This is a genomic window from Streptomyces sp. NPDC055632 (assembly GCF_053618675.1).
The window spans coordinates 1-25,689 of the sequence record NZ_JBSHHY010000059.1 but is presented as its reverse complement, the minus strand read 5'-3'; the positions used below and the strand labels follow the sequence as shown (position 1 = coordinate 25,689).

Genomic DNA, 25,689 nt, shown 5'->3' with positions numbered 1-25,689 from the left:
GGCCCGAACTCATCGAGTTCGGGCCCGCCCCTCGTGTCCGGCCCCCACCCCACCAGAAGGGTGCCGGAAGTGTCCTACGCCGCGGCGGCCGCGGTACGGAGGCGGAGGGCCGCCTCGCGTTCCTGCTCCGTCAACCCGCCCCAGACCCCGTACGGTTCCGCCACGCTGAGCGCGTGCTCCAGGCAGCGGGCGCGCACGGGGCACGTCGCGCAGACGGCCTTGGCGGCCTCCTCGCGCGCCGTCCGCTCCTGCCCCCGTTCGCCCTCGGGGTGGAAGAACACCTCGGTGCCCACGCCGCGGCACGCCGCCGCCATCTGCCAGTTCCACTGGTGCTCCGCCCGCCCGGGCAGATGCGACACCTTGGCCATCCCGGTCGTCCTCCTCGAATCAGTTCGTGAATGCCTCCAATGTCGCGTCTGGCCGCAAAGACCACCTCGAAACGCCCGGGTTCGGAAAACACGTCGCCGTGTCCCCGCGGCGGCCCTCCCCGGAGCGCGGGGGCCTGCGGATCACCGGGACGGTTCGAACGAGATGTGCGGGGACAGGGCGCGCAGGAAGCCGGGCGCGTCGAAGGCCGCGCCGGCGGAGGCGACGCCGACCGTCCCGGTCCGGCCGGTGAGGACCCGGTCCAGCGCCTCCACGGCGAGCGGCGCGCTGACGGCGTAGATGTCCCGGCCGCGTGCCACGGCCCGCCGCTCCTTCCCGCCGGAGCGCACGAGGACGTCGACGAGGAACGTCTGGTCGGACCGCCCGTGCGCGTCGACCGCGGCCGGCGCCGGGGTGTCGGGGGAGGCCAGCTCCCGGGCCGCCTCGACCGTCATGTAGGTGCGCACCTCGGGAACGTCCACATGGCTGGGGACGGTGACGACGTCGGCCATGGTGAACTCCCCGATCACGGACCGGGTCCCCAGCGGTTCGGGGAAGCCCCACTCCAGGGTCGGCGGGGCGTCGTCGCGGTACTCCAGCCTCCCGCCGTCGAACACCACGCGCCGCCCGTCCCTGCGCTCCCGGGAGACCGCGCCCGCCGTGCGGGTCCCGGCGGTGGGGTGCCAGCCGCTCAGCCCGTACGCGACGTGCACCTCGTCCGCCTCCGTCCAGTCGCCCATCGCCGCCGTGACCAGCAGGTCGCCGAGGCCGCCGAAGAACGCCATCGCGGGGACCACCAGGGTGCCCGCCGCGGCGGCGCGTTCCGCGTAGCGCGCGAACGTGTCGAGGTTGGCCTCGATCTCCGCCGCCACGTCCACGTACGGGATCCCGGCCCGGAGCGCCGCCTCGATCACCGGCCCCGCGGTCGAGGCGAAGGGGCCGGCGCAGTTGACCACGGCGCTCGCGCCGGCCAGCGCGCGGTCCAGCGAGGCCGGGTCGTCGACCGTGGCCGTCCGTGCGTCGAGCCCCGGACGGGAGTCCGTGTACGCCCGCAGCTTGTTCTCGTCGCGCCCGGCCAGGACCGGGACGAACCCCCGCTCCAGGAGCTCCGCCACCACGAACCGCCCGGTGTGCCCGTACGCCCCGAAGACCGTCACGACCTGCCCCGCACCCGTCACGTCTCTTCTCCCGCCGCTCTTGATTGTTCAACTGTGAACAATCTTGGCGGGGGCGGGCGGCCGGCACCAGAACCGGAAGTGCCGTCCCCCGCACACTTTCGGACAGGGCGTCCGACGGGTCCTAGTAGGCGACGGGACCGGTCAGTTCGGTGAGGGGCCGGCGGTCGGCCCGGGGGATGCCGAGGAGATCGCGGGCCCGGTGGACGGCCGCGAGCTGCGCGGCCCCGTGCGGACCCCAGTCGGAGAGCTCCAGCACCTGCTCCGGGGTGGCCAGCGCCCGGACGGGGGCGCGGCCGGCGGCCGGACCGGCGGGCGGCGGGCCGAGACGGGTGAGGGCGGCGGCGTGGCGGACGAGCGCGTACGGCCCGTCCGGGACCTCCGGGCCTTCCGGACCGTCCGGGCCTTCCGGGCCGAGGAGGTGTCCGAGGTACAGGGGGCGGGTGGCCGTGGCCGCGGCCGCCCCGTCCGCCTCGCGGACCAGGGTGGCCCAGGGGTCGCCGTGGTCCGCCGGTCCGGGCGCGCCGCCGGGCAGGCGGGCCGCGCCGGTGGCGGGGTCGAGGAGGACGAGGACCCTCCCGTCCGGGGCGAACAGCCAGCCCTGCGACCGGTGGACCGGAAGGCCGTCCGGGACCGGGGCGGGGTCGAAGGGGTGGTGGTGGGGGGCCCGGGCGGTGCGCAGGGCGCCGACCCGGTCCAGGACTCCGGGGGCGATCGGGACGCCGTTCTCCAGGAGCGCGGGGCCGGCCCCCTCGACGCGGGCGCGCAGCGCGGACAGGACGCGGCGGGCGTCGCCCGGGATCATCAGACCGGGCAGATCGGCGGGCTCGACGAACTCCACGGCCTCGACCTCGTGTCCGGGCAGCCTGATCGCGGCGATCCGCTCCCCGTCCCAGACGCCCCCGTCGTAGACGTGCAGGATCTCGCCGGGGAACCGCATCACCCCGGGCGCGCCGAAGCTCTCGGCGGAGACCCAGTCGACGGCGAGGCCCCGGTCGACGACCGCCGTGACGCCGAGCTCCTCCCACAGCTCCCGGGCGGCGGCGCGGGCGGGGGACTCGCCCTTGTCGACGGCCCCGCCCGGCAGGAGGCACGAGGGTCGGTAGTCGACGCGCTGGACCAGGACCCGCCCGCGCACGTCGGTGATCAGTACGGACGTACCGGCCCACAGGGCGGCGGACGCGCGCAGGGCCCCGTACTCCTCGTCGGTCATCGACGTGCCGGGAGACTCGTCGGGGGCGGAAGGCGTCGTCATCTCTCTCCGATCGGTGCGGCGCCCCGGCGGGGCGGCGAGGAAGGGTGCCGTGGCGCGGGCGGTGGAGCGGGGTGACCGCGCTGCGGAAACCGTCTCGTTCCCCGGCGGTGCGACGGCCACACGCCAACCCCGGTCCGCTCAACGGACGAGGGGAGCGGAGCGTCACGCCCCCGCGCGGAGGAGCGGACCGCACGCCCGTCCACCCCGCCCACGCCGCAGGCCGACCGACACGGCCGTCCTGCCCGCGATCCCGGCGCACCGGAGCGTCCGTCCTGCCCGGGCCCCCGGCGCACTGGAGCGTCCGCCCCGCCCGCGATCCCGGCGCACCGGAGCGTCCGCCCCGCCCGCACACCCGCCCCGGTCCGTCGCCGCGCACGTCGTGCGGCGGCGGTGGCCGTACCGCCAGCCGCGCGCTCAGTCCACCCGGATCCCCAGGACGCACTCGTCGTCCTCGTGGCCCGCGAGCTCGGGATCGGCGAGCAGCGCGTCGATCAGCTGCCGCGGCTCCAGGGAGGAGGCGGCCGCCACCGCGTCCGCCAGCCGCGCGATCCCCACGGTCACGTCCTCGCCCCGGTGCTCGACCATGCCGTCGGTGTAGAGGACCAGCACGTCGCCCGGGCGCAGCGGCGTCGACGAGGTCTCGTACGCGTACCCCGGCAGCGCGCCGAGGAGCGGACCGCGCTGCTTGGCCTCCAGCGGCTCGGCGCGCCCGTCGCGCAGCAGCAGCGGCGCGGGATGGCCGGCGTCGGCCCAGTGCAGGACCTTCTCCTCGTCGAGGTGCCCGACCACCACCGTGGCCGTCTGCCCCGTCGGATCGCTGCACACCAGCTCGTTCAGCCAGGTCGTGATCTCCCCGGCGGACGCGCCCGTCTGCGCCAGGCCCGCCAGGGCGTGCCGCTGCTGCGCCATCCGCGCCACGGCCTCCAAGCCGTGCCCCGACGCGTCCCCGATGGCCACGAGCACCCGGCCGTCCGGCAGCAGCCGGCACTTGTACCAGTCGCCGCCCACCGCCGCGTCCGGCTCGGCCGGCCGGTAGGAGGCCGCCACCGTGAGGCCGACCGCCGCGAGCGCCTCCGAATGCGTCGGCAGGATCGCCTCGCGCAGCGTGTCCGCGATCCTCCGCTCCGCCTCCGTCTGCCGCCGCAGCCGGTCCGTCTCCCGCTCCGTCTCGGCCAGCCTCCGCCGGCTGCGGATCTGCGGCGTGAGGTCGCGGGCCACCAGGTTGAGGGCCCACGCCCTGCCGTCCGTCCCGGTGGCCGGCCGGCCCAGGAGGTCGAGCGTGCGGACCTCGCCGAGCACCACGAAGCGGATCCGGGTCCAGGCGGGCTCCTCGCCCGCGAGGACCGACGTGAGGAACTCGGCGAACGCCGTCAGGTCGTCCGGCAGCAGCGCGTCGCACAGCTGGTCGAGCGACCACGGCATCCGCACGTCGGCGTGGAGGATCCGGCTGAGCCCCTCCGACCAGGTCACCTTCCCGGAGAGCAGGTCCCAGTTGCCCCACCCCATCGAGGCGATGAACTGCGCGTCGATGGTCATCAGCTCGGCCGGGCTCTGCAGGGGCCGCCAGGTCACGAGGACCTGCTCGCCGCACCGGGCGGCGGTGTACAGCAGCGGGGTCCGGTGGATCCGGCCGAGCCGCTGCTCCGTGTAGTCCACCACCTGCCCGTTCAGGGGCTTGCCGCTGCCCACCACGTCCGTCAGGGCGGCAAGGAGGCCCGAGTCCGCCGCGCCCGGCCGCGCCTCCAGGAAACGCTGTCCGACCTGGTGGTCCGGCTCCTCCAGCCAGTCCGCCGACCGGATGCGGTTGCCGGCCACGATCCGGAAGTCCGGGATGCCGCCCGACTCGTTCCACAGCGGTTCGAGCAGCACGGCCGAGGCCGGGATCGCGGTGAGTATCGAACAGGCCCCGCGGGCCCCCGGCTCGTGGCTGCCGCACAGGCACGGCGAGACCTCGCCCGTCTCCGCCGAGGGCGGCAGCACCGCGAGGGACTGGACCGGCGAGGCCCGGTCGGTGCCGGTCTGCGCCCCCTGCGGGCGTTCCGCGTTCCGGCGTACCGCCGCGCGCAGGGAGGTGACCTCGCGGCCGATCATGTCCTTGAGGGCATCGACGCTGTCGGGCAGGGGAAAGCTCATCGTCCTCCTCCGCGAACCACACGACGTGCCGCTCGCCTCCGAGCACCGGCGCCGTCTCGTTCGGCTCCGCCGGCCGCTCGCCTGACGGCGACCCGCACGGCCACCAGGGCCCCGGCCGCCAGGGGGGCGGCTGCCCATCCCCGGCCGGTTCATGCACGGGTCCGGCCGCGCCCGGGGAAACCGGACCGCGACGGCCCCGGGGCCCTGGAACACGCCTCCGTCAGCGGCTTCTCAGTGGTTTCCCGGTGCCCTCAGCGGCCCCGGCCGGTGTTGAGCCGGGCGGCCCGGCGCGTCAGATGGTCCCGCTCCGCGAGGTTGGGCGCCTCGCGGGCCGCCACCGCGTACAGCCGCGCCGCCGTCGCCGTGTCGCCGGCGCGTTCGTGGAGGTACGCCGCCACCGCCGTGTACCGGGGCAGCGACCCGTCCAGTGCCGCGAGCGCCGCGAGACCGGCCCGGGGCCCGTCCGCCTCGCCGACGGCCACCGCGCGGTTGAGCCGGACGACCGGGCTGTCCGTCAGACGCGCGAGCTCGTCGTACCACTCGACGATCTGCACCCAGTCCGTCTCCTCGGCGGTGGGCGCGTCGGCGTGCAGCGCCGCGACGGCGGCCTGGGCCTGGAACTCGCCCAGCCGGTCGCGGGCGAGGGCCGCCTGCAGGATCGCGACGCCCTCGGCGATCGCCTCCGTGTCCCACCGGCTCCGGTCCTGCTCGGCGAGCGGCACCAGGGCGCCGTCGGGCGCGGTCCGGGCCGCGCGCCGGGCGTGGTGGAGCAGCATGAGGGCGAGCAGCCCCGCCACCTCGGGGTGGTCGATCACGGCCGCGAGCTGCCGGGTGAGCCGGACGGCCTCGGCGGCGAGGTCGACGTCGCCCGAGTACCCCTCGTTGAAGACCAGATAGAGGACGCGCAGCACGGTGGCCACGTCGCCGGGCCGGTCGAGGCGCACGCCGGAGACCGTCCGCTTGGCCCGGCTGATGCGCTGCGCCATGGTCGCCTCGGGCACCAGATAGGCCTCGGCGATCTGCCGGGTGGTCAGCCCGCCCACGGCGCGCAGCGTGAGCGCGACCGCGGACGACGGCGTCAGCGACGGGTGGGCGCACAGGAAGTAGAGCCGGAGCGTGTCGTCCACCGCGGGCACGGGCCCGGGAGCCGGCTCCTCGTCGACGAGGTCCTCGCGCCGGCGGCGGGCGGTGTCCGCCCGGGCCGCGTCGAGGAACCGGCGCCAGGCCACGGTGACCAGCCAGCCCTTCGGTTCCCTCGGCGGATCCGCCGGCCAGACGCGGACCGCCTCGACCAGCGCGTCCTGCACGGCGTCCTCGGCCGCCGCGAAGTCGGCTCCGCGGCGGACGAGGATCCCGAGGACACCCGGCACGAGGCCCCTGAGCAGGGCTTCGTCCATCAGTGGCACCACTCCGTGGCGGTGGGCGGCGCGGTCAGGAAGGGGCGCACCTCGAGCCACTCGTGGATCGGCTTCCCGCCCGCCCCGGGCGCGGCCGACAGCTCGCCCGCCAGCTCGACGGCGCGCTCGTAGCCGTCGACGTCGATCACCATCCAGCCGGCGATCAGGTCCTTGGTCTCGGCGAAGGGGCCGTCGGTTACCGGCGGGCGGCCCTCGCCGTCGTAGCGGACCCACGCCCCCTCGGGGGCGAGCGCCTGACCGTCGACGAACTCGCCGCTCTCCCGCAGCCGGTCCGCGAAGTCGTTCATGTACCGCATGTGCGCCGAGATCTCCTCCGGCGTCCACCGCTCCATGGGCACGTCGTTGACGGCGGCCGGAGCGCCCCGGTAGTGCTTCAGCAGCAGGTACTTGGCCATGGTGTCTCTCCTCGGAGGGGGTGCGGCCCATTGTGGTCGCGTTCACCCCCGGGACGGAGCGGGGCACGGGTTCTCGACACCGCTGGCCGAAGTTTTTTCGCCTTCTTCCACGAGCCGTTTCCACGAGCCCTTTCCCCGGGCCCGTGAGAGGGGCGGTCCCGTCCGGTGCCACCCCTCTGCCGGCCCGTCACCTACCGCCCCGTACGGCTTTCCGAGCGCCACGGGCACCGCCGCCGCGGCGGCCTCACCGGCGCCGGGGGAGGTGCGGGCCCCTGAGGGCGGCGCGGGCCGCGTTGGCGCCGGGGGCGCCGTGGACGCCGCCGCCCGGGTGCGCCGTCGCGGAGGCGAGGTAGAGGCCCCGGATCGGGGTGCGCGGCCGTCCGGTGCCCGGCACGGGGCGGAAGACCAACTGCTGGTGCATGTTGGTGGTGCCCTGGTTGATGGCCCCGCCCACCAGGGACGGATTGAGCCGTTCCAGATCGGGCGGTGCCAGGATCCGCCGGGCGCGGACGGCGGCGCGGAACCCGGGCGCCAGGCGCTCGATGCCCGCCTCGACGCGGTCCGCGATCGCCTCCTTCTCGCGCTCGTCCCAGCGCCCGCCGATGCCGTCCTCCCCGGCGTCGGACCGGATGTGCTGCGGGACGTGCGTGTAGCCCCACGCCGACTCCGTGCCGGCGGGGGAGCGGCTCGGGTCCGCCGTGGTCATCTGACCGAGCACGGTGAACGGCACCTCCGGCACCTGCCGCATGGCGAGCTGCCCGGCGAAGCGGGTGAGCGCGTCGACGCCCTCGGCGACGTGGACGGTCCCGGCGCGGCGCGCGCCCTCGGAGGTCCAGGGGATCGGGCGGTCGAGGGCCCAGTCCACCTTCACCGTGGAGAAGTCCCACTGGAAGCGGCGCAGGTCGGCGCGGAGCCGCGGCGGGAGGTGCTCCTCGTCGACCAGGCGTTCGTACAGCTGGGGCGCCGGGACGTCGGCGAGGACCGCCCGCCGCGCGGGGACCTCGGTGCCGTCGCCGGTGCGGACGGCGACCGCCCGGCCGCCCCGGACCACGATCCGCGTCACCGGATGCCCGCAGCGCAGTTCGCCGCCCCGGTCGAGCAGCCGCGCCACGAGCGCGTCGGTGAGCCTGCCCGCTCCGCCGACGGGCACGGGGAAGCCGTGGTCCTGTCCGAGCATGCTCATCAGCCAGCCGAAGCCGCCGCCGAGGGCCGACTCGGGCCCCAGGTCGGCGTGGAGCGCGTTCCCGGCGATCAGCAGCTTCCCGCCGTCGCCCGCGAAGTTCTCCTCGCCGAAGCGGCGGGCGGGCAGGAGCATGGTGCGCAGCAGCCGCAGCGCGTCGCCCGGACCGGTACGGGCGAGGAGCCGGGCCCCCGCCCGTACCGGCGGGAACGGGGTGAACAGGCACCCGATCAGATCGTCGGCGACGCCGCGCCAGAGCCGGTGCAGCCGCTCCCAGGCCGCGCCGTCGCCGGCGGCGAACCCTTCCGCCGAGGCGGCGGTCTCCCGGACGTCACGGCCGAGGACCGCGCAGCGCCCGTCGGCGAGCGGATGGGCCAGGACGGCGGGGGCGTGGCTCCAGCGCAGCCCGTACCGGTCGAGCGCGAGGTCCCGGATCACCGGCGACGCGGCGGCGAGCGGATAGAAGGCGCTGAACACGTCGTGGACGTAGTCGGGGTGGACGCCCCGGTCGCTGCGCACGGCCCCGCCCGGCTCGTCCCCGGCCTCCAGGACCACGACGTGCCATCCGGCGTCGGCGAGGAGGTTGGCCGCCACCAGGCCGTTGGGCCCGGCGCCGACGACCACCGCGTCGGGCGTCGTCACGGCCCGACTCCCTGCCCCCGGTCGGCTCCCCGTCCCCGGGCGATGGCGATCTCCTCCAGGCGTGCCAGCATCCCGCGGTGGCGCAAGCGGGTCATCGCGTCGACGACCGTGTTGTGCCAACGTGCCGCGGGACCCCGCAGGGGGTGCTCGTCGACGACGACCAGGGTGCCGTCGCCCCACGGTTCCAGGCGGAAGGCGATGCGGGCGGTGCCCAGGTCGGTCTTCGCCTCCAGTTCGAGGCGGCGGCCCGGCTCGCAGATCCGGGAGATGGTGCGGCCCCGGTACGACTTCGGACCGAGCTTCAGGACGAATCCCAGCTCCGCCCCGGGGGCGGGCCACTCCCCGTCCTCCTCCCACGTGTCGTGGGTGCCGACCACGAACCGCGAGTACAGCCGGCCGTCGCTCAGGACGGACCAGATGTCCTCGGGCGGGGCTTCGACGAGGCGGTTCCACTGTGCCATGGCTGCGATCTCCTCAGAGGGGAAGACGGGAGGGAAGTCGGAGGGGGCGCCGGGAGCGGATGCGGAGGGCACCGGCCACCACTCCGGCCCCGGCGGCCAGGGTGACGGCCCGGCGGCCCGCCGTACGGAGCCGCGCGTGCCGGCCGCCGGACACCGCGGCGGTGTCCCCGGACGGGTCGTGGAGGATGCCGGCGGTCTCCGGGGCCGTGCCCGGGGCGCCGAAGTACGTCTTCTCGGTACGCCGCCGAATCACGAGCCGTACCAGGTCGGGCGCCAGGGCGTGGGCGGCCGGCAGGAGCCGTGCGCCCGGTCCGACGACCACGCGCCGCCGGGGGCGGACCGCCGCGCCCACGACGGCCCTCGCCACCCGCTCGGGGGTGGCGACGGCCGGCAGGGACCGCATACGACGGCCCGTGCGGTTGGCCGCGTGCTGGAAGAACGGGGTGTCGACGCCGGTCGGGAGGACGGTGCACACGGAGATCCCGTGGTCCCCGGAGAGCGCCAGTTCCTGGCGCAGCACCTCGTCGAGCGTGATCAGGGCGGCCTTCGAGGCCGCGTAGGGGCCCTGGTAGGGCGCTTCGACGGCGCCCCCGAGCAGCGACGAGAGGTCGATGATCACGCCCCGGCCCCGGCGGCGCATCGCGGGGAGCGCCGCCCGCAGCCCGTGGAACACGCCCAGCACGTTGACCTCCCACAGCCGCCGCACGTCGTCCGGCGGAACCTGGTCGAGGCGGCCCAGGACGCCGACTCCGGCCGCGTTCACCCAGACGTCGACACGGCCGAACCGGTCGAGCGCCGCCTCGGCGACCCGGGCCGTCGCGGCCGCGTCCGTGACGTCGGCGGGAACGGCCACCGCCTCGGCCCCGGCACGGGCGGCCGCGCACTCCCGCACCACCTCGTCCAGGGCGTCCGCGCTGCGGGCGGTGACGACCAGACGCGCGCCGCGCGCGGCGAACGCCCGCGCCACGGCGCGCCCGATCCCGCTCGACGCGCCCGTGACCACGACGACGGTGCCGGGCGCGAGCCCGCGTTCTCCAGTCCTCATGCGTCGCATCCGACCTGTTCCGGAGGGTTCGTGCACCCGGGGTGGCCCATCGGAGCGGGATCGGGGCCCGTCCCTACGCCCGCTTCCCCGGCGCGTCACCGGACCGCCGTGCCCCGGCGCCCCGGTCGAACCCCTCGATCCGCCGCAGGTCGTCCTCGTCCCAGGCGCGCGTGTCCCGCGGCTCGGTGTACGGCTCCTGCTCCGGCGGCATCCCGCCGAGCACGGCCCGCTGCCGCACCGTCTCCGCGTCGAACTCGAGCCCCAGGAGCAGGGCGAGGTTGCTGATCCACAGCCAGACCAGGAACACGATGACGCCGGCCATCGTGCCGTACGTCTTGTTGTACGAGGCGAACTGGCTGACGTACAGCGCGAACCCGGCGGAGGCGAGCATCCAGATCAGCAGGGCCAGGAAACTGCCGGGGGTGATCCACTTCCACCCCTTGACCTTGGCGTTGGGGCTGGCCCCGTACAGCAGCGCGATCATGGCCGACACCAGCAGGACCAGGACCGGCCACTTGGCGATCGACCACACCGTCAGCGCGGTGTCGCCGATGCCGAGCGCGGTCCCGGCCTGGCGCGCCAGGGTGCCGGTGAACACCACGATCAGGGCGCTGACCACAGCGAGGACCATCAGGACGGCCGTCATCCCGACCCGTACGGGGAGGAGCTTCCACACCGGGCGGCCCTCCGGCATGTCGTACACCTGGTTGGCCGCCCGGATGAACGCCCCGACGTAGCCGGACGCCGACCAGAGGGCGAGCACCACGCCGACGACCGCCATGACCGAGCCCGTGCCGGCCTGGCCCTGGAGCTGTTCCACGGCGTTGTTCAGCATGTCGCGGGCCGGCCCGGGGGTGAGCTGCCGCAGGTTCTCCATCACCCGGTCGGTGGTCGACTTCCCGCTGATGCCGAGCAGCGACAGGAGCACCAGGATCGCGGGGAAGAGGGCCAGGATGCCGTAGTACGTGAGGGCCGCCGCGCGGTCCGTCAGCTCGTCGTCCTTGAACTCCCGCACCGAGCCCTTGAGGACCCCGAGCCAGGACCGGCCCTTCAGCTCGGTCGGGGCGTCCGGCGCGCGCCGTTCCACTTCGGGCCCCGGCCCGACCTCCTCGGGCGTCGGCGTCTCCCGCTCCGCGGCCTCGTCGCCGCGTTCTCCGTCTCCTGCATGGTGAGATGTGGCCATGCCCCTGCGGGTGCCCCCGCTCGGCGGGCATAAGCCCACGTCGTTCAGGCCGCGTCGGCGCGCCCGGCGTCCGTGCCCGGCTCGTCCCCGCCGCCGCGCGCGGACCCGCCCCGGACCGACCGGTGCCGCGCCGGGCGGCGTTCCGCGGCCGGCCGGCCGGGGGCCGTCACCAGCCGGAGGTGGCGACGGCCGGCGTGGCGCGAGGCCTTCGGCGGAGTCATCACCCGGTCCTCGACCCGGTCCATGAGGAACAGGAGCAGTCCCAGCAGGGGCAGCAGGAGAACGGCGATCGCAACCACGGCACTTTTCCTCCTCGTCGAACGCGTCGGCCTCGCCGAACCGCGTTTCCTCGCTCCCCGTGCGGGTGCCCGGATCCGCGTCCGACGCGCGACGGCTCGTGTGAAGGTTCTGCGACCGACGGATTCAGGGGGCCGCCGACAGCACGGCGACGCCCGGTCCGTCCAGGTCGTCGAAGGCCGCCGTCCGCCCGCAGACGGCCAGGAGCAGGGAGAGCGCGGGCCCGGTGACCTCCGGCCCCGTGCCCATGTCCACGTCGGCGTCGGTCGCGGAGAGCCGGACGCGGGTCAGCAGTTCCCTGGCCCCGCCGAACGCCGCCGGGGTCCGCGCCTGCAGCCGGAGCGACCGCACGACGGCCCGGGGCGGATAGGCACGGGCGAGTCCCAGGGGCCGGCGGATGTCCTCGCCGTGGACGACCTCCTCGACGAGCCGGCTGTCGAGGGGCGCCGGCGGCGTCGACCTGCGTGACGCCACCCGGCGCAACCGCTCCAGCGTCTCCCCGGGCGTGGCGCCGCGCTCCCGGGCCACTCCCCGGGCGTTCTGGCGGTCGAAGTCGAACCGCGCCCGGACGAGACCGACCACGAATCCCGGACGTGTCGTCCGGGCCGTGTCGACCAGATGGGCGGCCACGTCGTGCACGCTCCACCCGGCGCAGAGCGACGGCGCGTCCCACTGCTCCTCGCCGATCCGCGCGAGGTCCTCGACGAGCGCGGCGCGCTCCGCGTGCACCATCGGCCAGACGTCGTCCACCACGGCTCCTCCTCGGTCGGTCACGGTGTTCCGACAGTGAGGACCGGGGGGACGGCCCGAACTCATCGCCCGGCCGAAGTTCATCGCCCGGCGCGTACGGGGCCGGGCCACGCCGGGCCGGGCCATGCGGTGCCGGGCCACGCGGTGCCGGGTTCGAGCTAACCGGCGGCCATGTCGGGACCGGGCAGGAGCGTCTCGTCGAGGTGGTGGCCGAGCTCCCGCAGGCCACGGGTGACGGCGATCGCCCGCCTGCGGAGCTCGGTGACCTCCGCCGGTTCCCGGGCGCTCCGCGCGGGAGCCCGGTCGGTGCCGGGGTCGGGCGGGGGCGGCGTGGCCGCGAGGACCGCGTCCCAGGCCTCGCGGGCGATGCGCTCCGCCGTGGCGTCGTCGATGCGAAGACCGCCGTCCCGCGCGTCCCCGTCCGGCCGCTCCGGGGGAGCGGAGGAGCCGGCGGCGCGCGGCTCCTGCTCCTGGGCCGTACCCGTACGGTTCAGATGGGCCTCGATGGCTGCGCGCGCCGCACGGACGTCGGCCGACTCGGCCTGGTCCCCTTCCGGTTCTGTCGTCATGCGGGCACCGTAAGCGCGCGGGACCGGCACCGGGACGGCGCCACGCAGCGCGCCCGCCCCGGTTGGCCCGGACGCCGCTCCGGCACGGTCGCCGGCTCCCGTACGGAGTGCTCTCAGTAGGTGTGTCCGACGTGCGCGAGAGCCTGCTTCAGGAGCGCTCCCCGGCCGCCCGGCATCTCGTCCTGCACGGCGGGGGAGGCCGCCTCCTGCGGGCTGAACCAGACGAGGTCGAGGGCGTCCTGACGGGGACGGCAGTCACCGGTCACCGGCACGATGTAGGCGAGGGACACCGCGTGCTGGCGGGGGTCGTGGTAGGGGGTGATGCCCGCCGTGGGGAAGTACTCGGCGACGGTGAAGGGCTGGAGGGAGGCGGGGACGCGGGGCAGGGCCACGGGGCCGAGGTCCTTCTCCAGGTGACGCAGCAGCGCGTCGCGGACCCGCTCGTGGTGCATGACACGGCCGGACACCAGGGTGCGGCTGATCGTTCCGTCCGCGCCGATGCGCAGGAGCAGTCCGACGCTGGTGACTTCGCCGCTGTCGTCCACGCGTACGGGCACGGCCTCGACGTACAGGATGGGCATGTGGGCCCTGGCCATCTCCAGCTCGTCCGTGGACAGCCAGCCGGGCGTGGTCTCGGTCATATCAGACATCGCTTGATCATACTTACCCGGTCGGCTCCAGCGGAATGGGGCGGGAAGGCCACACCCCTCGTTCGGGTGACGCTTCCGGTGAACCCCCATGCGGCCCCCCGGTCCGCGAAGGGACGGGACGCGCGGGCCGTGCCGTCCGTATCGGCCGTGCGCCCTCGCGGCCGTCGCCACGGGCGGCCGGCCGCCGAAGGTGACATGCCGGCTTTGCGTCAGGCGCATACGATGTTGCTCATGCAGCAGGATGACGAGGATCTGGACGGTCTGGTACGCAAGCGGATCCGCGCCCTGCGGGTGGCGCAGGGCTGGTCCCTGGAGGAACTGGCCACCCGGGCCCGACTCAGTCAGTCGTCCCTCAGCCGCATCGAGAACGGCCGGCGCCGCCTGGCCCTCGATCAGCTGGTCGTCCTCGCCCGCGCCCTGGACACCACGCTCGACCAGCTCGTGGAGACCGCCGCCGCCGACGTCGTCATCAGCCCGATGATCGACGGCACGCGCGGGCAGATGCGCTGGCCGATCAAGGGCGAGCCGGGCATGACCGTCGTGCGCCAGCGCATGACCGACCCTCCGCCGGACAGTCCGTCCCGCATGCGCGCGCACCCGGGACGGGAATGGCTCGTCGTCCTGTCCGGCACCGCGACCCTCATGCTGGGCCACCGCCGCTTCCGCGTCGAGACCAACCAGGCCGCGGAGTTCCCCACGATGATGCCGCACGCGATCGGCGCGGAAGGGGGGCCGTGCGAGATCCTGGGCATCTTCGACCGCGACGCCCGCCGGGGCCACCAGCGCGACGACGGCGACCGCGACGCTCAGGCACCGCCCGGCCGGTGAGGCGGCACGGGACGGCCGCTTCTTGCGCCTCGGGCAGTGGACGGGGCGATTGTCTTGCGTAAACGGGATGGAGTCGTGCCGCAGGCGCATGGGCGTCCTAGCGTGGAGACATGACCCACGCACACCCCCATGCCCACGCTTCCGACCGCCACGATCACTTCCACTCCCACGACGCGGACGACCAGAACGTCCAGGCCGAGATCCTCGACCTGGACGCGGAAGTCCTCGCCGAGCACATCGCCGCCCTCATCTCCTGGCTGCCCGTCCGTACGCCCCCGCGCGAGATCGTGGACCTGGGCTGCGGCACGGGAGCGGGCACCTTCGCCCTCCTCGACCGCTTCCCCGAAGCCCACGTCACCGCCGTCGACTCCTCGGCCGGGCACCTCCAGCGGCTGCGGGAGAAGGCGTGCGCCCGGGGCGTGGAAGGGCGCGTCCGCACCGTGCAGGCCGACCTCGACCGGGCCGACTGGCCCGACCTCGGCACCCCGGACCTGGTGTGGGCCTCGGCCTCCCTGCACCACCTGAGCCACCCCGACCGCGCCCTGCGTGAGGTCCACGGCCTGCTCGCCCCCGACGGGCTGCTCGCCGTGGTCGAACTGGCCGGCTTCCCTCGCTTCCTGCCCGAGGACGCCCCGGAGGACCGGCCCGGTCTGGAGGAGCGCTGCCACGCCGCGAGCGACCGCTTCCACGCCGAGCGCGTGCCCCACCGCGGTGCCGACTGGGGGCCGGTGCTCACCGGCGCCGGGTTCGTCCTCGACGGCGAACGCACGCTCACGGTGGACATCGACGCCTCCGGTGACGAAACGGTCGGCGCGTACGCCCTGGGCGGTCTGCGACGCATCCGCCGCAGCGTCGCCGACGTCCTCCCGCCCGAGGACCTCGCCGCGCTCGACCGGCTGCTCGACACCGACGGACCCCACAGCGTCCTGCGCCGCGACGACCTCTGCGTACGCACCGAGCGCATGGTCTGGGCCGCCCGCCGGAAGGACTGATCCGCAGCGCTTCCGGCGGTCGGCGGAGACGGCGAGCGGGACGGCGCACCGCCCCCGGCCCCGGGACCCGCCCTCAGCCCCCGGTCCCGTCGTCGACGGAAATGCCCAGGCGGTCGGCCACGGTGGTGAGGGCCGCCCCCAGGGGGAGTGCGACACGGGCGGCCGCGTGCCGGTCGCCCCGGGTCGGATCCCGGTTGACGATCAGCACCGGCTTCCCGGCCAGGGCCGCCTGGCGGACGAACCGGAGCCCGGACATCACCGTCAGGGAGGAGCCCAGGACCAGGAGCGAGGCGGCCCCGCGGACCAGTTCGCGGCAGTGCTCGACCCGCCGCGGCGGAACCGCTTCGCCGAAGAACACCACGTCCGGCTTGAGGACGCCTCCGCAGATCGCGCAGGGCACCACGCGGAAGTTCCCGACCTGCTCGTCGGTGAGGTCGGCGTCACCGTCCGGATTGATCCCGGCCGCCACCGGATCGAAGCCCGGGTTGGCCTCCTCCAGCCGTCGGGCGAGGTCGCCGCGCGGGCTGAACGTGCCGCAGGAGAGGCAGACGACCCGGTCCAGGCTTCCGTGGAGTTCCACGACGCCCTCGCTGCCGCCGGCCTGGTGCAGACCGTCCACGTTCTGGGTGATCACGCCCGAGAGCAGGCCGTGCCGCCCGAAGGCGGCCACGGACCGGTGCCCGGCGTTGGGGCGGGCGCGGGCGAAGGTGCGCCGGCCGAGGTGGCTGCGCGCCCAGTAGCGGCGCCTGGCCCGGGCGCTCGCGGTGAAGTCCTGGTAGGTCATCGGGGTGTGCCGGCTCAGGCTCCCGCCCTCGCCCCGGTAGTCGGGGATCCCCGACTCCGTGGAGAGGCCCGCCCCGCTGAGCACCAGCACGCCGCCGGCGCCCAGCGCGTCGACCACCGGCTCCGGGTCCGCGGTGCCCGGCGGCAGGTCCTCGACGGGGGTCCAGCTCAGAGTGGGGCGCATGCGCATGCCGCTAGGGTACGGAACGGCCACCGCCACCCGCCTCCGCGCGAGACGACGCACGACGGTCACCGGCCTTCCCGCGATCACCGGCCTTCCCCCGATCCCCGGATGCCCGGCCCGCGATTCCCGGAAGCCCGGACCGACGGAGATTCCCGGTCGGTCCGGCGGCGATTCCCCGGTCCGTCCGGCGGATATTCCCCTACCGGTCCTACGGAGACCCCGACCGGTCCTACGGAGACCCCGACCGGTCAGACGAGGCAGAACTCGTTGCCCTCCGGATCCTGGAGGACCACCGCGTAGTAGTCCATGCCGTTCGGCCGGTCCATCGCGTACAGGACGGTGGCGCCGAGCGCCGTCAGGCGGGACACCTCGCCGTCCACCCGCTCGCGGCGCAGCGCGAGCGGGACCTCGCGGCCGCCGCCGACCTTGAGGTCGAGGTGGACGCGGTTCTTGACCGTCTTCGGCTCCGGGACGCGCTGGAACCAGACCCGCGGGCCCGTGCCCCCGGGGTCCACGATGGACTCCGGGAGCTCCCCGGCGTCCCCGCCCAGCTCCTCCTCGGGAACGCCGATGGCCTCCCAGTACGCCCGCCAGGTGGCGTGACCGGCGGGCGGCGGATCGGGGACGTACCGCAGGGCCTCCAGCCAGAAGGGCACGAGGCGCTGGGGGTCCGCGCAGTCGATGGTCAGTTGCAGGGTCATCTCGGGGCGCTCGGAGCGCCCGGGGTGCTCCGGCGGTGCGGTTCGGTCCATGGCACGAGCTTCCCAGACACCACTGACAAGCGAACGTTTCACGCCAACAGGCCAGATGTGGACCACTGTTCGACCATCCCTACCCGTGAGTCACCTCCTGGTGGAGAATCACCGCAGGCGACGATCGAGGGGGAACCGTCCATGACCATCACCGCCGGAACCGAAGCGCCCGAGCTCGCGGGACTCCCGCTGCTCGGCTCCCTGTTCGACCTCAAGAACGACTCCCTGGCGACCTTCCTGCGCGCCCGGCGCGAGCACGGGGACGTCGTACGGATCACCGCGGGACCGCCCGGCATCCGCGCCACCGTCTACGGCGTCTTCTCCGCCGAGGGCGCACAGCAGGTCCTCGCCGGGGATTCGGCCAACTTCCGCAAGGACAACGCCTTCTACCAGGAGGTCCGCGAGTCCTTCGGCAACGGACTCCTCACCAGCCAGGACGAGGACTACCTCCGCCAGCGCCGACTCGTCCAGCCCCTCTTCACCCGCCGCCGGGTCGACGGCTACGCCGCGGCCGTCGCCGCCGAGGTCGCCACCCTCACCGGGGAGTGGCGGGACGGCGGCGCCGCATCCGTCGACGTCCTCCAGGAGATGGCCCGGCTCGCCCTGCGCGCCGTCGCCCGCATCCTCTTCGGCACGGACGTCGACACGGCCGTGCGGATCGTCGAGCGCAGCTTCCCCGAACTCGGCGCCTACGTGCTGCGCCGCGGCTTCTCCCCCCTCAACGTCCCCCGCACCTGGCCCACCCCGGGCAACCGCCGGGCCGCCGCCGTCCACCGGGCGCTGTACGAGGTCTGCGACCGCATCATCGCCGACCGCCGTGCCTCGGGCCGGGCGTCGGACGGGGGCGACGACCTCCTCACCCTCCTCATCGGCGCCGAGAGCGCCGAGGACGGCAGCTTCGACGCCACCGAACTGCGCGAGCAGGTCCTCGTCTTCCTGCTCGCCGGGCACGAGACCACCGCGACCTCCCTCGGCTTCGCCCTCCACCTGCTCGCCCTCCACCCGGAGGCGCAGAAGCGGGCCCAGGAGGAGGTCGACCGGGTCCTCGCCGGCCGCACCCCCGGCGCCGCCGACCTCGACGCGCTGCCCTACGTCACCCGGGTCCTCAAGGAGGCCATGCGCCTCTTCCCCGCCGCCCCGGTCATCGGCCGCCGCGCCGTCGCCGCCACCGAGATCGGGGGCGTCGCCGTTCCGGCGGGCGCGGACGTCCTCGTCGCCCCCTGGGTCACCCACCGCCACCCGGACTACTGGGAGGACGCGGAGCGCTTCGATCCCGACCGCTTCACGCCCGAGGCGGAGGCCGCCCGCCCCCGGTACGCCTGGTTCCCCTTCGGCGGCGGCCCGCGCGCCTGCATCGGCCAGCACTTCTCGATGCTGGAGTCGGTGATCGCCCTGGCGATGATCCTCCAGCGGTACGGGTTCGAGGCCGTCGACACCGAGGTGCCCCTCACCTCCGCGATCACCCTCCAGGCGGCGGGCCCGGCCCGCTGCCGCCTGATCCCCAGGGAGGCGTGACCCCCACGGCGACGAGCGCGGCCCGGCCCCTGTGCGAGGGGCCGGGCCGCCGCACGAGGGGCCCGGATATTCGGTGCCGTACCGGCCGGCGGAAGTGCAGACTCGTCCCATGGCGGACATGAACGCGTTCCGGGACGAGGTCGGCCGCTGGGCCGCCGGCGGTCCCGGCGGCGCGGCGGGGGAACTGGCCGTGGCCCTGGGAGTGCGGACGGCGGTGCTCCTGGAGGGGCCGAGCGACCTCGCGGCCGTCGAGACGCTGGCGGCGCGGCGCGGCCGGGACCTCGCCGCGGACGGCGTGTGCGTGGTGTCGATGGGCGGGGCGATGAACATCGCCCGCTACGCCGGTCTCCTCGGACCGCCCGGCCTGGGCCTGCGTCTGACGGGACTGTGCGACGAGCGCGAGCGGAGCTTCTACGACCGGGGCCTGCGGAGGGCCGGAGCACCGCCCGGCGGCTTCTTCGTCTGCGTGGCGGACCTGGAGGACGAACTCGTCCGCGCGCTCGGCCCGGAGGGGGTCGAGGAGATCATCCGGACCGAGGGCGACCTGCGGGCCTGGCGGACCTTCCTGAACCAGCCCGCGCAGGACGGCCGGCCCCGGCGGCAGCAGCTGCGGCGCTTCCTCGGCACGAAGAAGGGCCGCAAGATCCGCTACGGCCACCTCCTGGTGGAGGCCCTCGACACCGGTCGGGTGCCGAGCCCCCTCGACGACCTCCTGACGAGCCTGTGACCGCCGCGCGGCGGCGTACCGCGCGGGGCGGCGACGACCGTCACGGATCCCGGATGTCGAGGACGGACCGGGCCTTGCCCAGCAGGTCGGCGGCGGTCTTCGCCGCGTTCTTCCCGTCGGGCACGTCCACCCCCAGGGTCACGCGTTCCTGCCGGGAGGTGACCACGACGAGGGTCTTGGCCAGCCGCCGGGGGACACCCTCCTCCTGCCGGCTGTAGGCCTCGGTGATGACCGCCGCGTCGCGGCCCTGGTGGGTGGTGGACTCGACGGTCGCGACACTGGCGGCACCACCGGCCGGCGGAGAGGCCGACTCGTGCTCGCGCTTCCACCGCTCGGCGGTCGCCCGGGGCGTCTCGGTGGTCCCCTCCTTCCGGTCCACGAGCAGCCACACGTCGCCCTTGGGCGCGGTGTAACGGGTGCCGCGGTAGGCCCCGTCGTCGTTCTTCAGCTGGTCCTCCACGGCGATCGTCCAGTCGGCCGGGGCCGCGGCGGACAGGCGCATCCGGTACTCGTCGTACCTCTTCCAGCCGTCCGGCGACCCGTCGCCGCCCGCGAACCGGAGCACCAGGGTGACGACCAGGGCGAGGGCGACGGCCGCGGCGGCCCCGGCGCCGTAACGGCCACGCATCAGCCGTACCGGCAGCGGGGCGGGCGGCCCGTCCGACGGAGCGTTCGCCACCACGGTGGGGGTGCGCACCGGCGCGGGCAGGACCGGAGGAGCGGCGAGGGCGTTCAGGAGGGGCCGCGCGGCCTGGACGGTGAGGCGGCTCTCTGGCTCCTTCCGCAGCAGACCGGTGATCAGCGCCGTCATCTCCCGCGAACGCTGGGGCGGGGGGAGTTCCGCGAGGAGGATCGCCTGGAGGGTGGAGGGGGTGGTCCGGCGGCGGAAGGGCGAGACGCCCTCCACCGCCTGGTAGAGCGTCACCCCGAGGGACCACAGGTCGGACTCCGGGCCCGGCCGCCGCCCCAGGACGCGCTCGGGGGCCAGGTACTCGGGGGAGCCGATGAAGGACCCGGTCTCGGTGAGCTTCTGCTCGCCCTCGACCTGGGCGATCCCGAAGTCGGTCAGGACGACCCGGTCGTGACGGCAGACCATCACGTTGCCGGGCTTGACGTCCCGGTGCAGGACGCCGGCCTCGTGGGCCGCCTGGAGCGCGCCCAGGACGGCCTGCCCGATCCGTGCCGCCTCCCGGGGATCCAGGGTGCCCTCGTCGAGGACCTCCGCCAGGGACCTGCCCCGCAGGAGCTCCATCACGATCCACGGCCGGTCGTCCTCCACCACGACGTCGTGGAGGGTGACCACGGACGGGTGGTCGATCCGGGCCGCGGCCCGCGCCTCGCGCCGCATGCGCTGGTGGGCGGTGCGGCGCTCGGACGCGGAGAAGTGCTCCGGGACGAGGGGCTCCTTGACGGCCACGTCACGGTCCACGACCTCGTCCCGGGCCCGCCACACCGTGCCCATGCCGCCCGCGCCCAGGCGCTCCAGCAGCCGGTAGCGACCGCCGAGGAGACGGCCGGCCCCGGTCTCCGAGGGCGACGGCGCACCGGGCGGCGGACCACCGTCCGCCGGCCGTTCGTGCCGCTCTCCCGGGCTCTCGGAACCCGCCGCGCCCACGGAGCCTCCCGTGCCCACAGAGCCTCCCGTGCCCGCGGAGCCTTCCGTGCCCGCGGACCCCGCCGGACGCGGAGCGGCGGCCCCGGTCCGGGGCGGCGGCACCGGCGGCCGCAATCCGTAGCTGGTGGGCTCGTCCCCGCTTCCCCCGCTCGTCGCCATCTCCCTCTCACCCTCCTCGTCCCGTGTACCGCCCGACGCGGTCCCCCTGAACACCCGCGACGCGCGCGGGAGTTCCCCCGGCCGCTCGCCGTGATCCGACCCTAGGCGCCCACCGGCGCCCGGTCGTCCCGTCCTGGAACGATTCGCTCCTCCACCCCACGCGGTAGGGGCCGGGCGCCTGCAACGTCCGCGGTAGGCGCACCCCGTGACCGGACGGCGGCGCCGGAAGGCCCGGACGGCCCGGGAGCCGTGCGGCCCACGGCCCGTACGACCGCCGGGCCGTGCAACCAGCGTGGTATGCCGCTGGGTTGACGCCCGGGTGACCACGGGTGGCTAGGCTGCGGCGATGAAGCTCCGTCCTCCCCGCAGCCCCCTCGCCAACGTGCTCATAGGCGTCGCGATGACGGGTCTGGCCCTGCTCCTGGGACAGGACGCCGCCGCCCAGCGCTGGCCCGCCCTCGACCCGGTGGCCTACGCGCTCGTCGTCGTCGTCAACCTGCCCGCCGTGGTCCGGACGCGCTTCCCCGTCACCGTGTTCGTCCTCGCGCAGGGCGGCTTCGCGGTCTACGCGGCCCTGGGGTACTGGCCCGTGGTCAACTCCCTGGCGACGCTCCTGGCGACCTACACCCTCGCCTCGGAGCGCCCGGCCCGGATCTCGGTGCCCGGTGCGGCGGTCACCGGTCTGACCTGGCTCGGCGCGGGCCTGCTCGACGAGGTGAACGGCGGCGACCACGGCTCGCTGGCGGCCGCCGCCGGCCAGGCGGTGGTCTTCCCCGCGGTGCTGTGGTGGTTCGGCGCGCTCTCGCGCAGGGCCACCGAACTCACCCGCGCGCTCGCCGCCGAGCAGGAGGAACGGGCCCTGCGGGAGGTCGCGTACGAGCGGGGCAGGATCGCCCGGGAGCTCCACGACGTGGTCGCCCACCACCTGGCGGTGATCTCCGTGCAGTCGGGCCTCGCGCGGTTCGTCTTCGACAGCGATCCCGCCACCGCGCGCACGGCCCTCGACACCATCGCCGACACGGGCACCGAGGCGCTCGACGAACTCCGCCGCATGCTCACGCTGTTGCGCGAGGGCACCGACCCCCGCGCGCCGGACCGCCCGATGCCCGGCCTGGCACGCCTGGACGAACTCGTGGCACGGGTCGGGGCCGGGGGCACGCCCGTCGCGCTGACCGTCCTGGGGGCGCCCCGTCCGATCGGCTCCGGTGCCGACCTCTGCGCCTACCGCGTCGTCCAGGAGTCCCTCACCAACGTCCTCAAGCACGCGCCCGGCGCCACGACCGAGGTCGTCGTCCGCTACGGACCGCACCACCTGGAGGTGCACGTCACCAATGGAGGAGGGCGGTTGATTCCGGCCCGGACGCCCACGGGAACCGGCCACGGCTTGATCGGCATGCGGGAGCGGGCCAAGCTGTACGGCGGGCGGATCGACATCGGCCCGCGCGACGACGGCGACGGTTTCGCCGTGCGGCTGACCCTGCCCCTCACGGCGCGGGCCGGCACACCGTCCGTCACCGGCCGTCGCGGTGGCCCCGACCCGGACGACCGGCTCCCACCGGCGGCCCGGGAGGGCTGAGCCCGCCGTCACGACAGGAGGACCACCCCCGGATGAGCCAGGCGATCAGGGTCCTCGTCGTCGACGACCAGTTCCTCATCCGCGCGGGCCTGGTCGGGCTGCTGAAGGCGGCCCCGCACACGGAGGTGGTCGGAGAGGCCGTGGACGGCGAAGAGGCCGTGGCCCTCGCGGCGCGGCTCCGCCCCGACGTCGTCCTCATGGACATCCGGATGCCCGGCGGCGACGGAATCGACGCCACCGCCCGCATCCTCGCCGAGGCGCCCGACCCGGCGCCCCGCGTCCTGATCCTCACCACCTTCGACCTCGACGAGTACGTGTACGGAGCGCTGCGCGTCGGAGCCTCCGGCTTCCTGCTCAAGGACTCCGGACCCGAAAGGCTCCTGACGGCCGTCGCCGCGGTGGCCGGCGGCGACCACCTCTTCGCCCCCAGCGTCACCAAGCGCCTCGTCGAGGCCTTCGCCCACCGGGACGCCCACGCCGCGGAGGAGGCCCTCCGGGCCGGGGCGCCCGAACTCGACGCGCTGACCGGCCGGGAGCGGGAGGTGCTGCGGCTGACCGGCAAGGGAATGTCGAACCGGCAGATGGCCGGGGAGCTCCACATCAGCGAGGCCACGGTCAAGACCCACCTCAACCGCGCCATGGGGAAGCTCGGCCTGGCCAGTCGCGCACAGGCGGTCGTCGTGGCCTACGAGACCGGTCTCGTCGTACCGGGCCCCTGACCACGGAGGGATCCGTCCGGGACGGAGTCCGCTTTTCTATCTCCCATCCGCGTTGTTCATAGAATGAGCGGGTGGAAGACATCGAAGCGATCGCGGCGTTGCAGGATCCGGTACGCCGCCGCCTGTATGAGTACGTGGCGGCCCAGGGCCGCGAGGTCGGCCGCAACGAGGCCGCCGAGGCGGCCGGGGTGGCGCGCACGCTCGCCGCGCACCACCTGGACAAGCTGACCGAGGCCGGGCTCCTGGAGAGCGGCAGCCGCCGCCTGACGGGCCGCTCGGGGCCGGGGGCGGGGCGCCCCGCCAAGGTGTACACCCGGGCGCGGGGCGAGCGGTCGGTGTCGCTGCCCGCGCGCGACTACCGCACCGCCGCCGAACTCCTCGCCGAGGCCGCCGAGCAGGCCGGTCTCGACGCCGGACTCCGCGCGGCCGCGCGCCGCCGGGGCGAGGCCCTGCGCGGCCCGGCGGCGCCCTGCGGAGCCCTCGAAGAGGCCGTGGAGGTACTGGCCGCCCGCGGCTACGAACCGCATCTGGAAACCGCCGGTGACGCCGGAGCCGCCGGAGTCCCCGAGGGCGCGGCCGGAGCGGACGCCCGCGTCGTCCGGATGCGCAACTGCCCCTTCCACGCCGTCGCCGAGAGCTTCCCGCCGCTCGTCTGCGGCATGAACCTCGCTCTCCTCGAAGGGCTGCTCGGCACGGACGGCCCGTTGCGCGCCCGCATGGACGCCCGGCCGGGGGAGTGCTGCGTAGTGGTCGAAGCTTCTAAAAACAATGATGATTGACATAGAAAAGCGGGCCGTGCTGAGATGAGGCCATGACCGCCTCCCCGCACGCCGTCCACCTCGCCCAGCTCAACGTCGCCACGCTCCTCCACCCCTTCGACGACCCGCGCGTCGAGCCCTTCGTCGACCTGCTCGACCCGGTCAACGCCGCCGCCGACGGCGCCCCCGGCTTCGTGTGGCGACTCGTGGAGGAGGGCGCGGCCGACGCCACCGGCCTGCGCCCGGCGGGCGAGGACGTCATCGTCAACCTCTCGGTGTGGGAGAACCAGGAGGCCCTGTGGGACTTCGCCTACCGCAGCGGGCACCTGGAGGTGATGCGACGGCGCCGCGAGTGGTTCGCACGGCACGTCGAGGCCCACCTGGTGCTCTGGTGGGTCCCCGCCGGCCACCTCCCGACCGTCGACGAGGCCCTGGAGCGCCTGGCGGACCTGCGCGCGCACGGCCCGTCCCCCCGCGCCTTCACCTTCGCCTCCTCCTGCACCGCCGCCGAAGCCGTCCGGCACCTCCGGGACGCACCGCCGGCGGACACCGCCGCCGAGCCGTCGCACGCTCCCCGATAGCCTGCGTCACCATGACGCGCGCCTGGACCCTCCCGCTGCTGTTCCTGCTCTGCGGTTCCGCCGTCGCCGGCGCGGTCCTCGGGGAGAGCCCCGGCCGGGCCGCGGCCGTCCTGCTGGCGTTCGTGCTCCTGGCGGTGGCGCACTCGCCCCTGGTCTTCCCCCGGTCGGTCCCCGCGGAGGAGGCGCGGCGCCTCAGCGCGGTCGACGGACGGCCGATCGTCTTCTGGCGGCCGGGTTGCCGGTACTGCCTGCGCCTGCGCGCCCGACTGGGCCGCGACGCCCGCCGGCTGCACTGGGTCGACATCTGGCGGGACCCCGCCGGCGCGGCCGAGGTGAGGGCCGTCAACGACGGCGACGAGACGGTGCCGACCGTCTTCGTCGCGGGCCGGCCGTACGTCAACCCCGATCCCCGATGGGTACGCGCGCGGCTCTCCCCGCCCGAGTGATCACGGATCCCGGTCACACGGGTGTGCGTCCCGATCCGCGGGGCAGGCGGTCCTCCTGAGGCCGGAACGGAACGTCCGAGACGAAGGAGTGAGCGACATGGCGGAGAACGTGTGGAGCTACGGGCAGGCGTTCGGCCACCTGGTGGGCACGGACCTGAGCGGCTGGCGGGTCGAGGCGACCGACGGACACATCGGCAAGGTCGACAAGCACTCCGACGAGGTCGGTGACGCCTACCTGGTCGTCGACACCGGAGTGTGGATCTTCGGCAAGGAGGTGCTGCTCCCGGCGAGCACGGTCACCCGGATCGACCTGGAGGAGCACACGGTGCACCTCGGCCTGACCAAGGAGCAGATCAAGAACGCGCCGGAGTTCCACTCCGACAAGCACCTCGCCGACCAGCAGTACCGCGAGGAGATCGCCGTGCACTACCGGACGGGCGGGCCGTTCGGAGGCGGACCGCTCGGCGGCGGTCCGACCCCCGTCTGACCCGAGCTGATATGACGAGGCGGTCCCCGCAGCCACTGCGGGGACCGC

General features: G+C 75.0%; 27 protein-coding genes. 10 read left to right on the top strand and 17 right to left on the bottom strand.

Annotation, left to right across the window (positions count from 1 at the left end):
• Positions 1–74: 74 nt before the first annotated feature.
• The 14 genes from ACWGSR_RS35880 to ACWGSR_RS35815 form a co-directional block, all read right to left on the bottom strand.
• The gene (locus ACWGSR_RS35880; RefSeq protein ID WP_376243813.1) at positions 75–368 is read right to left on the bottom strand and encodes a WhiB family transcriptional regulator; all 294 of its coding nucleotides are present in this window, start codon (positions 366–368) and stop codon (positions 75–77) included.
• Between the two features lie 141 nt (positions 369–509).
• Entirely contained in the window at positions 510–1,544 is a 1,035-nt protein-coding gene (locus tag ACWGSR_RS35875; protein ID WP_453573294.1) for a saccharopine dehydrogenase family protein, read from the bottom strand.
• Positions 1,545–1,665: 121 nt separating this feature from the next.
• The gene (locus ACWGSR_RS35870) at positions 1,666–2,796 is read right to left on the bottom strand and encodes an NUDIX domain-containing protein (protein WP_453573291.1); all 1,131 of its coding nucleotides are present in this window, start codon (positions 2,794–2,796) and stop codon (positions 1,666–1,668) included.
• A gap of 414 nt (positions 2,797–3,210) precedes the next feature.
• Positions 3,211–4,929, bottom strand: coding sequence for a PP2C family protein-serine/threonine phosphatase (locus ACWGSR_RS35865; RefSeq protein ID WP_453573288.1), 1,719 nt, complete (start codon positions 4,927–4,929; stop codon positions 3,211–3,213).
• Positions 4,930–5,180: 251 nt separating this feature from the next.
• On the bottom strand, positions 5,181–6,326 hold the full coding sequence (locus ACWGSR_RS35860; RefSeq protein WP_453573286.1) for an RNA polymerase sigma factor: 1,146 nt from the start codon (positions 6,324–6,326) through the stop codon (positions 5,181–5,183).
• Entirely contained in the window at positions 6,326–6,742 is a 417-nt protein-coding gene (locus tag ACWGSR_RS35855) for a YciI family protein (RefSeq protein ID WP_453573283.1), read from the bottom strand. The genes ACWGSR_RS35860 and ACWGSR_RS35855 overlap by 1 nt, the downstream gene beginning before the upstream one ends.
• Positions 6,743–6,986: 244 nt before the next feature.
• Positions 6,987–8,564, bottom strand: a complete 1,578-nt coding sequence (locus ACWGSR_RS35850) for a phytoene desaturase family protein (protein ID WP_376243831.1) — start codon at positions 8,562–8,564, stop codon at positions 6,987–6,989.
• The gene (locus ACWGSR_RS35845; RefSeq protein ID WP_453573280.1) at positions 8,561–9,025 is read right to left on the bottom strand and encodes an SRPBCC family protein; all 465 of its coding nucleotides are present in this window, start codon (positions 9,023–9,025) and stop codon (positions 8,561–8,563) included. Before ACWGSR_RS35845 ends, ACWGSR_RS35850 begins: the two co-directional genes overlap by 4 nt.
• A 13-nt stretch (positions 9,026–9,038) precedes the next feature.
• On the bottom strand, positions 9,039–10,070 hold the full coding sequence (locus ACWGSR_RS35840; RefSeq protein WP_453573277.1) for an SDR family NAD(P)-dependent oxidoreductase: 1,032 nt from the start codon (positions 10,068–10,070) through the stop codon (positions 9,039–9,041).
• Between the two features lie 73 nt (positions 10,071–10,143).
• Positions 10,144–11,253 (bottom strand): YihY/virulence factor BrkB family protein, encoded by a 1,110-nt coding sequence (locus tag ACWGSR_RS35835; protein WP_376243840.1) that lies wholly within the window; start codon positions 11,251–11,253, stop codon positions 10,144–10,146.
• Positions 11,254–11,297: 44 nt separating this feature from the next.
• Positions 11,298–11,552 carry a hypothetical protein gene (locus ACWGSR_RS35830; protein WP_376243843.1) on the bottom strand — a complete coding sequence of 85 codons (255 nt, stop codon included), beginning with the start codon at positions 11,550–11,552 and terminating at the stop codon, positions 11,298–11,300.
• A 124-nt stretch (positions 11,553–11,676) separates the two neighbouring features.
• The gene (locus ACWGSR_RS35825; RefSeq protein WP_453573298.1) at positions 11,677–12,282 is read right to left on the bottom strand and encodes a maleylpyruvate isomerase family mycothiol-dependent enzyme; all 606 of its coding nucleotides are present in this window, start codon (positions 12,280–12,282) and stop codon (positions 11,677–11,679) included.
• Positions 12,283–12,458: 176 nt separating this feature from the next.
• Positions 12,459–12,869: a hypothetical protein gene (locus ACWGSR_RS35820; RefSeq protein WP_376243845.1), complete on the bottom strand. Its 411-nt coding sequence runs from the start codon at positions 12,867–12,869 to the stop codon at positions 12,459–12,461.
• 113 nt (positions 12,870–12,982) lie between these two features.
• Positions 12,983–13,510, bottom strand: a complete 528-nt coding sequence (locus ACWGSR_RS35815) for an NUDIX hydrolase family protein (protein ID WP_376243890.1) — start codon at positions 13,508–13,510, stop codon at positions 12,983–12,985.
• A 231-nt stretch (positions 13,511–13,741) separates the two neighbouring features.
• Here ACWGSR_RS35815 and ACWGSR_RS35810 point away from each other — a divergent pair, with 231 nt between their 5' ends.
• Both ACWGSR_RS35810 and ACWGSR_RS35805 read left to right on the top strand, forming a co-directional pair.
• Positions 13,742–14,347 (top strand): helix-turn-helix domain-containing protein, encoded by a 606-nt coding sequence (locus ACWGSR_RS35810; protein WP_453573272.1) that lies wholly within the window; start codon positions 13,742–13,744, stop codon positions 14,345–14,347.
• 110 nt (positions 14,348–14,457) lie between these two features.
• Entirely contained in the window at positions 14,458–15,339 is an 882-nt protein-coding gene (locus ACWGSR_RS35805; protein WP_453573269.1) for a class I SAM-dependent methyltransferase, read from the top strand.
• Between the two features lie 73 nt (positions 15,340–15,412).
• Here the strand turns inward: ACWGSR_RS35805 and ACWGSR_RS35800 are convergent, their stop codons facing one another.
• Positions 15,413–16,312 (bottom strand): NAD-dependent protein deacetylase, encoded by a 900-nt coding sequence (locus ACWGSR_RS35800; RefSeq protein ID WP_453573267.1) that lies wholly within the window; start codon positions 16,310–16,312, stop codon positions 15,413–15,415.
• Between the two features lie 242 nt (positions 16,313–16,554).
• On the bottom strand, positions 16,555–17,058 hold the full coding sequence (locus ACWGSR_RS35795; protein ID WP_376243857.1) for a VOC family protein: 504 nt from the start codon (positions 17,056–17,058) through the stop codon (positions 16,555–16,557).
• Positions 17,059–17,199: 141 nt separating this feature from the next.
• On the opposite strand from ACWGSR_RS35795, the gene ACWGSR_RS35790 reads away from it, so the two are divergent.
• Both ACWGSR_RS35790 and ACWGSR_RS35785 read left to right on the top strand, forming a co-directional pair.
• Positions 17,200–18,573, top strand: coding sequence for a cytochrome P450 (locus ACWGSR_RS35790; protein WP_453573264.1), 1,374 nt, complete (start codon positions 17,200–17,202; stop codon positions 18,571–18,573).
• A gap of 109 nt (positions 18,574–18,682) precedes the next feature.
• Entirely contained in the window at positions 18,683–19,300 is a 618-nt protein-coding gene (locus tag ACWGSR_RS35785) for a TOPRIM nucleotidyl transferase/hydrolase domain-containing protein (RefSeq protein ID WP_453573261.1), read from the top strand.
• 40 nt (positions 19,301–19,340) lie between these two features.
• On the opposite strand, the gene ACWGSR_RS35780 is transcribed toward ACWGSR_RS35785, so the two are convergent.
• Positions 19,341–21,074: a serine/threonine-protein kinase gene (locus ACWGSR_RS35780; protein ID WP_453573258.1), complete on the bottom strand. Its 1,734-nt coding sequence runs from the start codon at positions 21,072–21,074 to the stop codon at positions 19,341–19,343.
• Positions 21,075–21,420: 346 nt separating this feature from the next.
• On the opposite strand from ACWGSR_RS35780, the gene ACWGSR_RS35775 reads away from it, so the two are divergent.
• The 6 genes from ACWGSR_RS35775 to ACWGSR_RS35750 all read left to right on the top strand — a co-directional run bounded on the left by ACWGSR_RS35775 (position 21,421) and on the right by ACWGSR_RS35750 (position 25,641).
• The gene (locus ACWGSR_RS35775; RefSeq protein ID WP_453573255.1) at positions 21,421–22,650 is read left to right on the top strand and encodes a sensor histidine kinase; all 1,230 of its coding nucleotides are present in this window, start codon (positions 21,421–21,423) and stop codon (positions 22,648–22,650) included.
• Positions 22,651–22,682: 32 nt separating this feature from the next.
• On the top strand, positions 22,683–23,369 hold the full coding sequence (locus ACWGSR_RS35770; protein WP_376243872.1) for a response regulator: 687 nt from the start codon (positions 22,683–22,685) through the stop codon (positions 23,367–23,369).
• Positions 23,370–23,440: 71 nt separating this feature from the next.
• Entirely contained in the window at positions 23,441–24,148 is a 708-nt protein-coding gene (locus ACWGSR_RS35765) for a helix-turn-helix transcriptional regulator (protein WP_453573252.1), read from the top strand.
• A 32-nt stretch (positions 24,149–24,180) separates the two neighbouring features.
• A complete protein-coding gene (locus ACWGSR_RS35760) occupies positions 24,181–24,708 on the top strand; it encodes a DUF3291 domain-containing protein (protein WP_453573249.1) in 528 nt (175 codons plus the stop codon).
• 11 nt (positions 24,709–24,719) lie between these two features.
• Entirely contained in the window at positions 24,720–25,154 is a 435-nt protein-coding gene (locus tag ACWGSR_RS35755; protein WP_376243881.1) for a glutaredoxin domain-containing protein, read from the top strand.
• 97 nt (positions 25,155–25,251) lie between these two features.
• Positions 25,252–25,641, top strand: a complete 390-nt coding sequence (locus ACWGSR_RS35750; RefSeq protein ID WP_376243883.1) for a PRC-barrel domain containing protein — start codon at positions 25,252–25,254, stop codon at positions 25,639–25,641.
• Positions 25,642–25,689: the final 48 nt, after the last annotated feature.

Excerpts from the sequence above, each read along its gene's own strand:
- ACWGSR_RS35880 (WP_376243813.1), bottom strand. The coding sequence starts at position 368 with ATGGCCAAGGTGTCGCATCTGCCCGGGCGGGCGGAGCACCAGTGGAAC.
- ACWGSR_RS35870 (WP_453573291.1), bottom strand. The coding sequence starts at position 2,796 with ATGACGACGCCTTCCGCCCCCGACGAGTCTCCCGGCACGTCGATGACC.
- ACWGSR_RS35865 (WP_453573288.1), bottom strand. The coding sequence starts at position 4,929 with ATGAGCTTTCCCCTGCCCGACAGCGTCGATGCCCTCAAGGACATGATC.
- ACWGSR_RS35860 (WP_453573286.1), bottom strand. The coding sequence starts at position 6,326 with ATGGACGAAGCCCTGCTCAGGGGCCTCGTGCCGGGTGTCCTCGGGATC.
- ACWGSR_RS35855 (WP_453573283.1), bottom strand. The coding sequence starts at position 6,742 with ATGGCCAAGTACCTGCTGCTGAAGCACTACCGGGGCGCTCCGGCCGCC.
- ACWGSR_RS35845 (WP_453573280.1), bottom strand. The coding sequence starts at position 9,025 with ATGGCACAGTGGAACCGCCTCGTCGAAGCCCCGCCCGAGGACATCTGG.
- ACWGSR_RS35840 (WP_453573277.1), bottom strand. The coding sequence starts at position 10,070 with ATGAGGACTGGAGAACGCGGGCTCGCGCCCGGCACCGTCGTCGTGGTC.
- ACWGSR_RS35835 (WP_376243840.1), bottom strand. The coding sequence starts at position 11,253 with ATGGCCACATCTCACCATGCAGGAGACGGAGAACGCGGCGACGAGGCC.
- ACWGSR_RS35825 (WP_453573298.1), bottom strand. The coding sequence starts at position 12,282 with ATGGTGCACGCGGAGCGCGCCGCGCTCGTCGAGGACCTCGCGCGGATC.
- ACWGSR_RS35820 (WP_376243845.1), bottom strand. The coding sequence starts at position 12,869 with ATGACGACAGAACCGGAAGGGGACCAGGCCGAGTCGGCCGACGTCCGT.
- ACWGSR_RS35815 (WP_376243890.1), bottom strand. The coding sequence starts at position 13,510 with ATGACCGAGACCACGCCCGGCTGGCTGTCCACGGACGAGCTGGAGATG.
- ACWGSR_RS35810 (WP_453573272.1), top strand. The coding sequence starts at position 13,742 with ATGTTGCTCATGCAGCAGGATGACGAGGATCTGGACGGTCTGGTACGC.
- ACWGSR_RS35805 (WP_453573269.1), top strand. The coding sequence starts at position 14,458 with ATGACCCACGCACACCCCCATGCCCACGCTTCCGACCGCCACGATCAC.
- ACWGSR_RS35800 (WP_453573267.1), bottom strand. The coding sequence starts at position 16,312 with ATGCGCATGCGCCCCACTCTGAGCTGGACCCCCGTCGAGGACCTGCCG.
- ACWGSR_RS35795 (WP_376243857.1), bottom strand. The coding sequence starts at position 17,058 with ATGGACCGAACCGCACCGCCGGAGCACCCCGGGCGCTCCGAGCGCCCC.
- ACWGSR_RS35790 (WP_453573264.1), top strand. The coding sequence starts at position 17,200 with ATGACCATCACCGCCGGAACCGAAGCGCCCGAGCTCGCGGGACTCCCG.
- ACWGSR_RS35785 (WP_453573261.1), top strand. The coding sequence starts at position 18,683 with ATGGCGGACATGAACGCGTTCCGGGACGAGGTCGGCCGCTGGGCCGCC.
- ACWGSR_RS35780 (WP_453573258.1), bottom strand. The coding sequence starts at position 21,074 with ATGGCGACGAGCGGGGGAAGCGGGGACGAGCCCACCAGCTACGGATTG.
- ACWGSR_RS35775 (WP_453573255.1), top strand. The coding sequence starts at position 21,421 with ATGAAGCTCCGTCCTCCCCGCAGCCCCCTCGCCAACGTGCTCATAGGC.
- ACWGSR_RS35770 (WP_376243872.1), top strand. The coding sequence starts at position 22,683 with ATGAGCCAGGCGATCAGGGTCCTCGTCGTCGACGACCAGTTCCTCATC.
- ACWGSR_RS35760 (WP_453573249.1), top strand. The coding sequence starts at position 24,181 with ATGACCGCCTCCCCGCACGCCGTCCACCTCGCCCAGCTCAACGTCGCC.
- ACWGSR_RS35755 (WP_376243881.1), top strand. The coding sequence starts at position 24,720 with ATGACGCGCGCCTGGACCCTCCCGCTGCTGTTCCTGCTCTGCGGTTCC.
- ACWGSR_RS35750 (WP_376243883.1), top strand. The coding sequence starts at position 25,252 with ATGGCGGAGAACGTGTGGAGCTACGGGCAGGCGTTCGGCCACCTGGTG.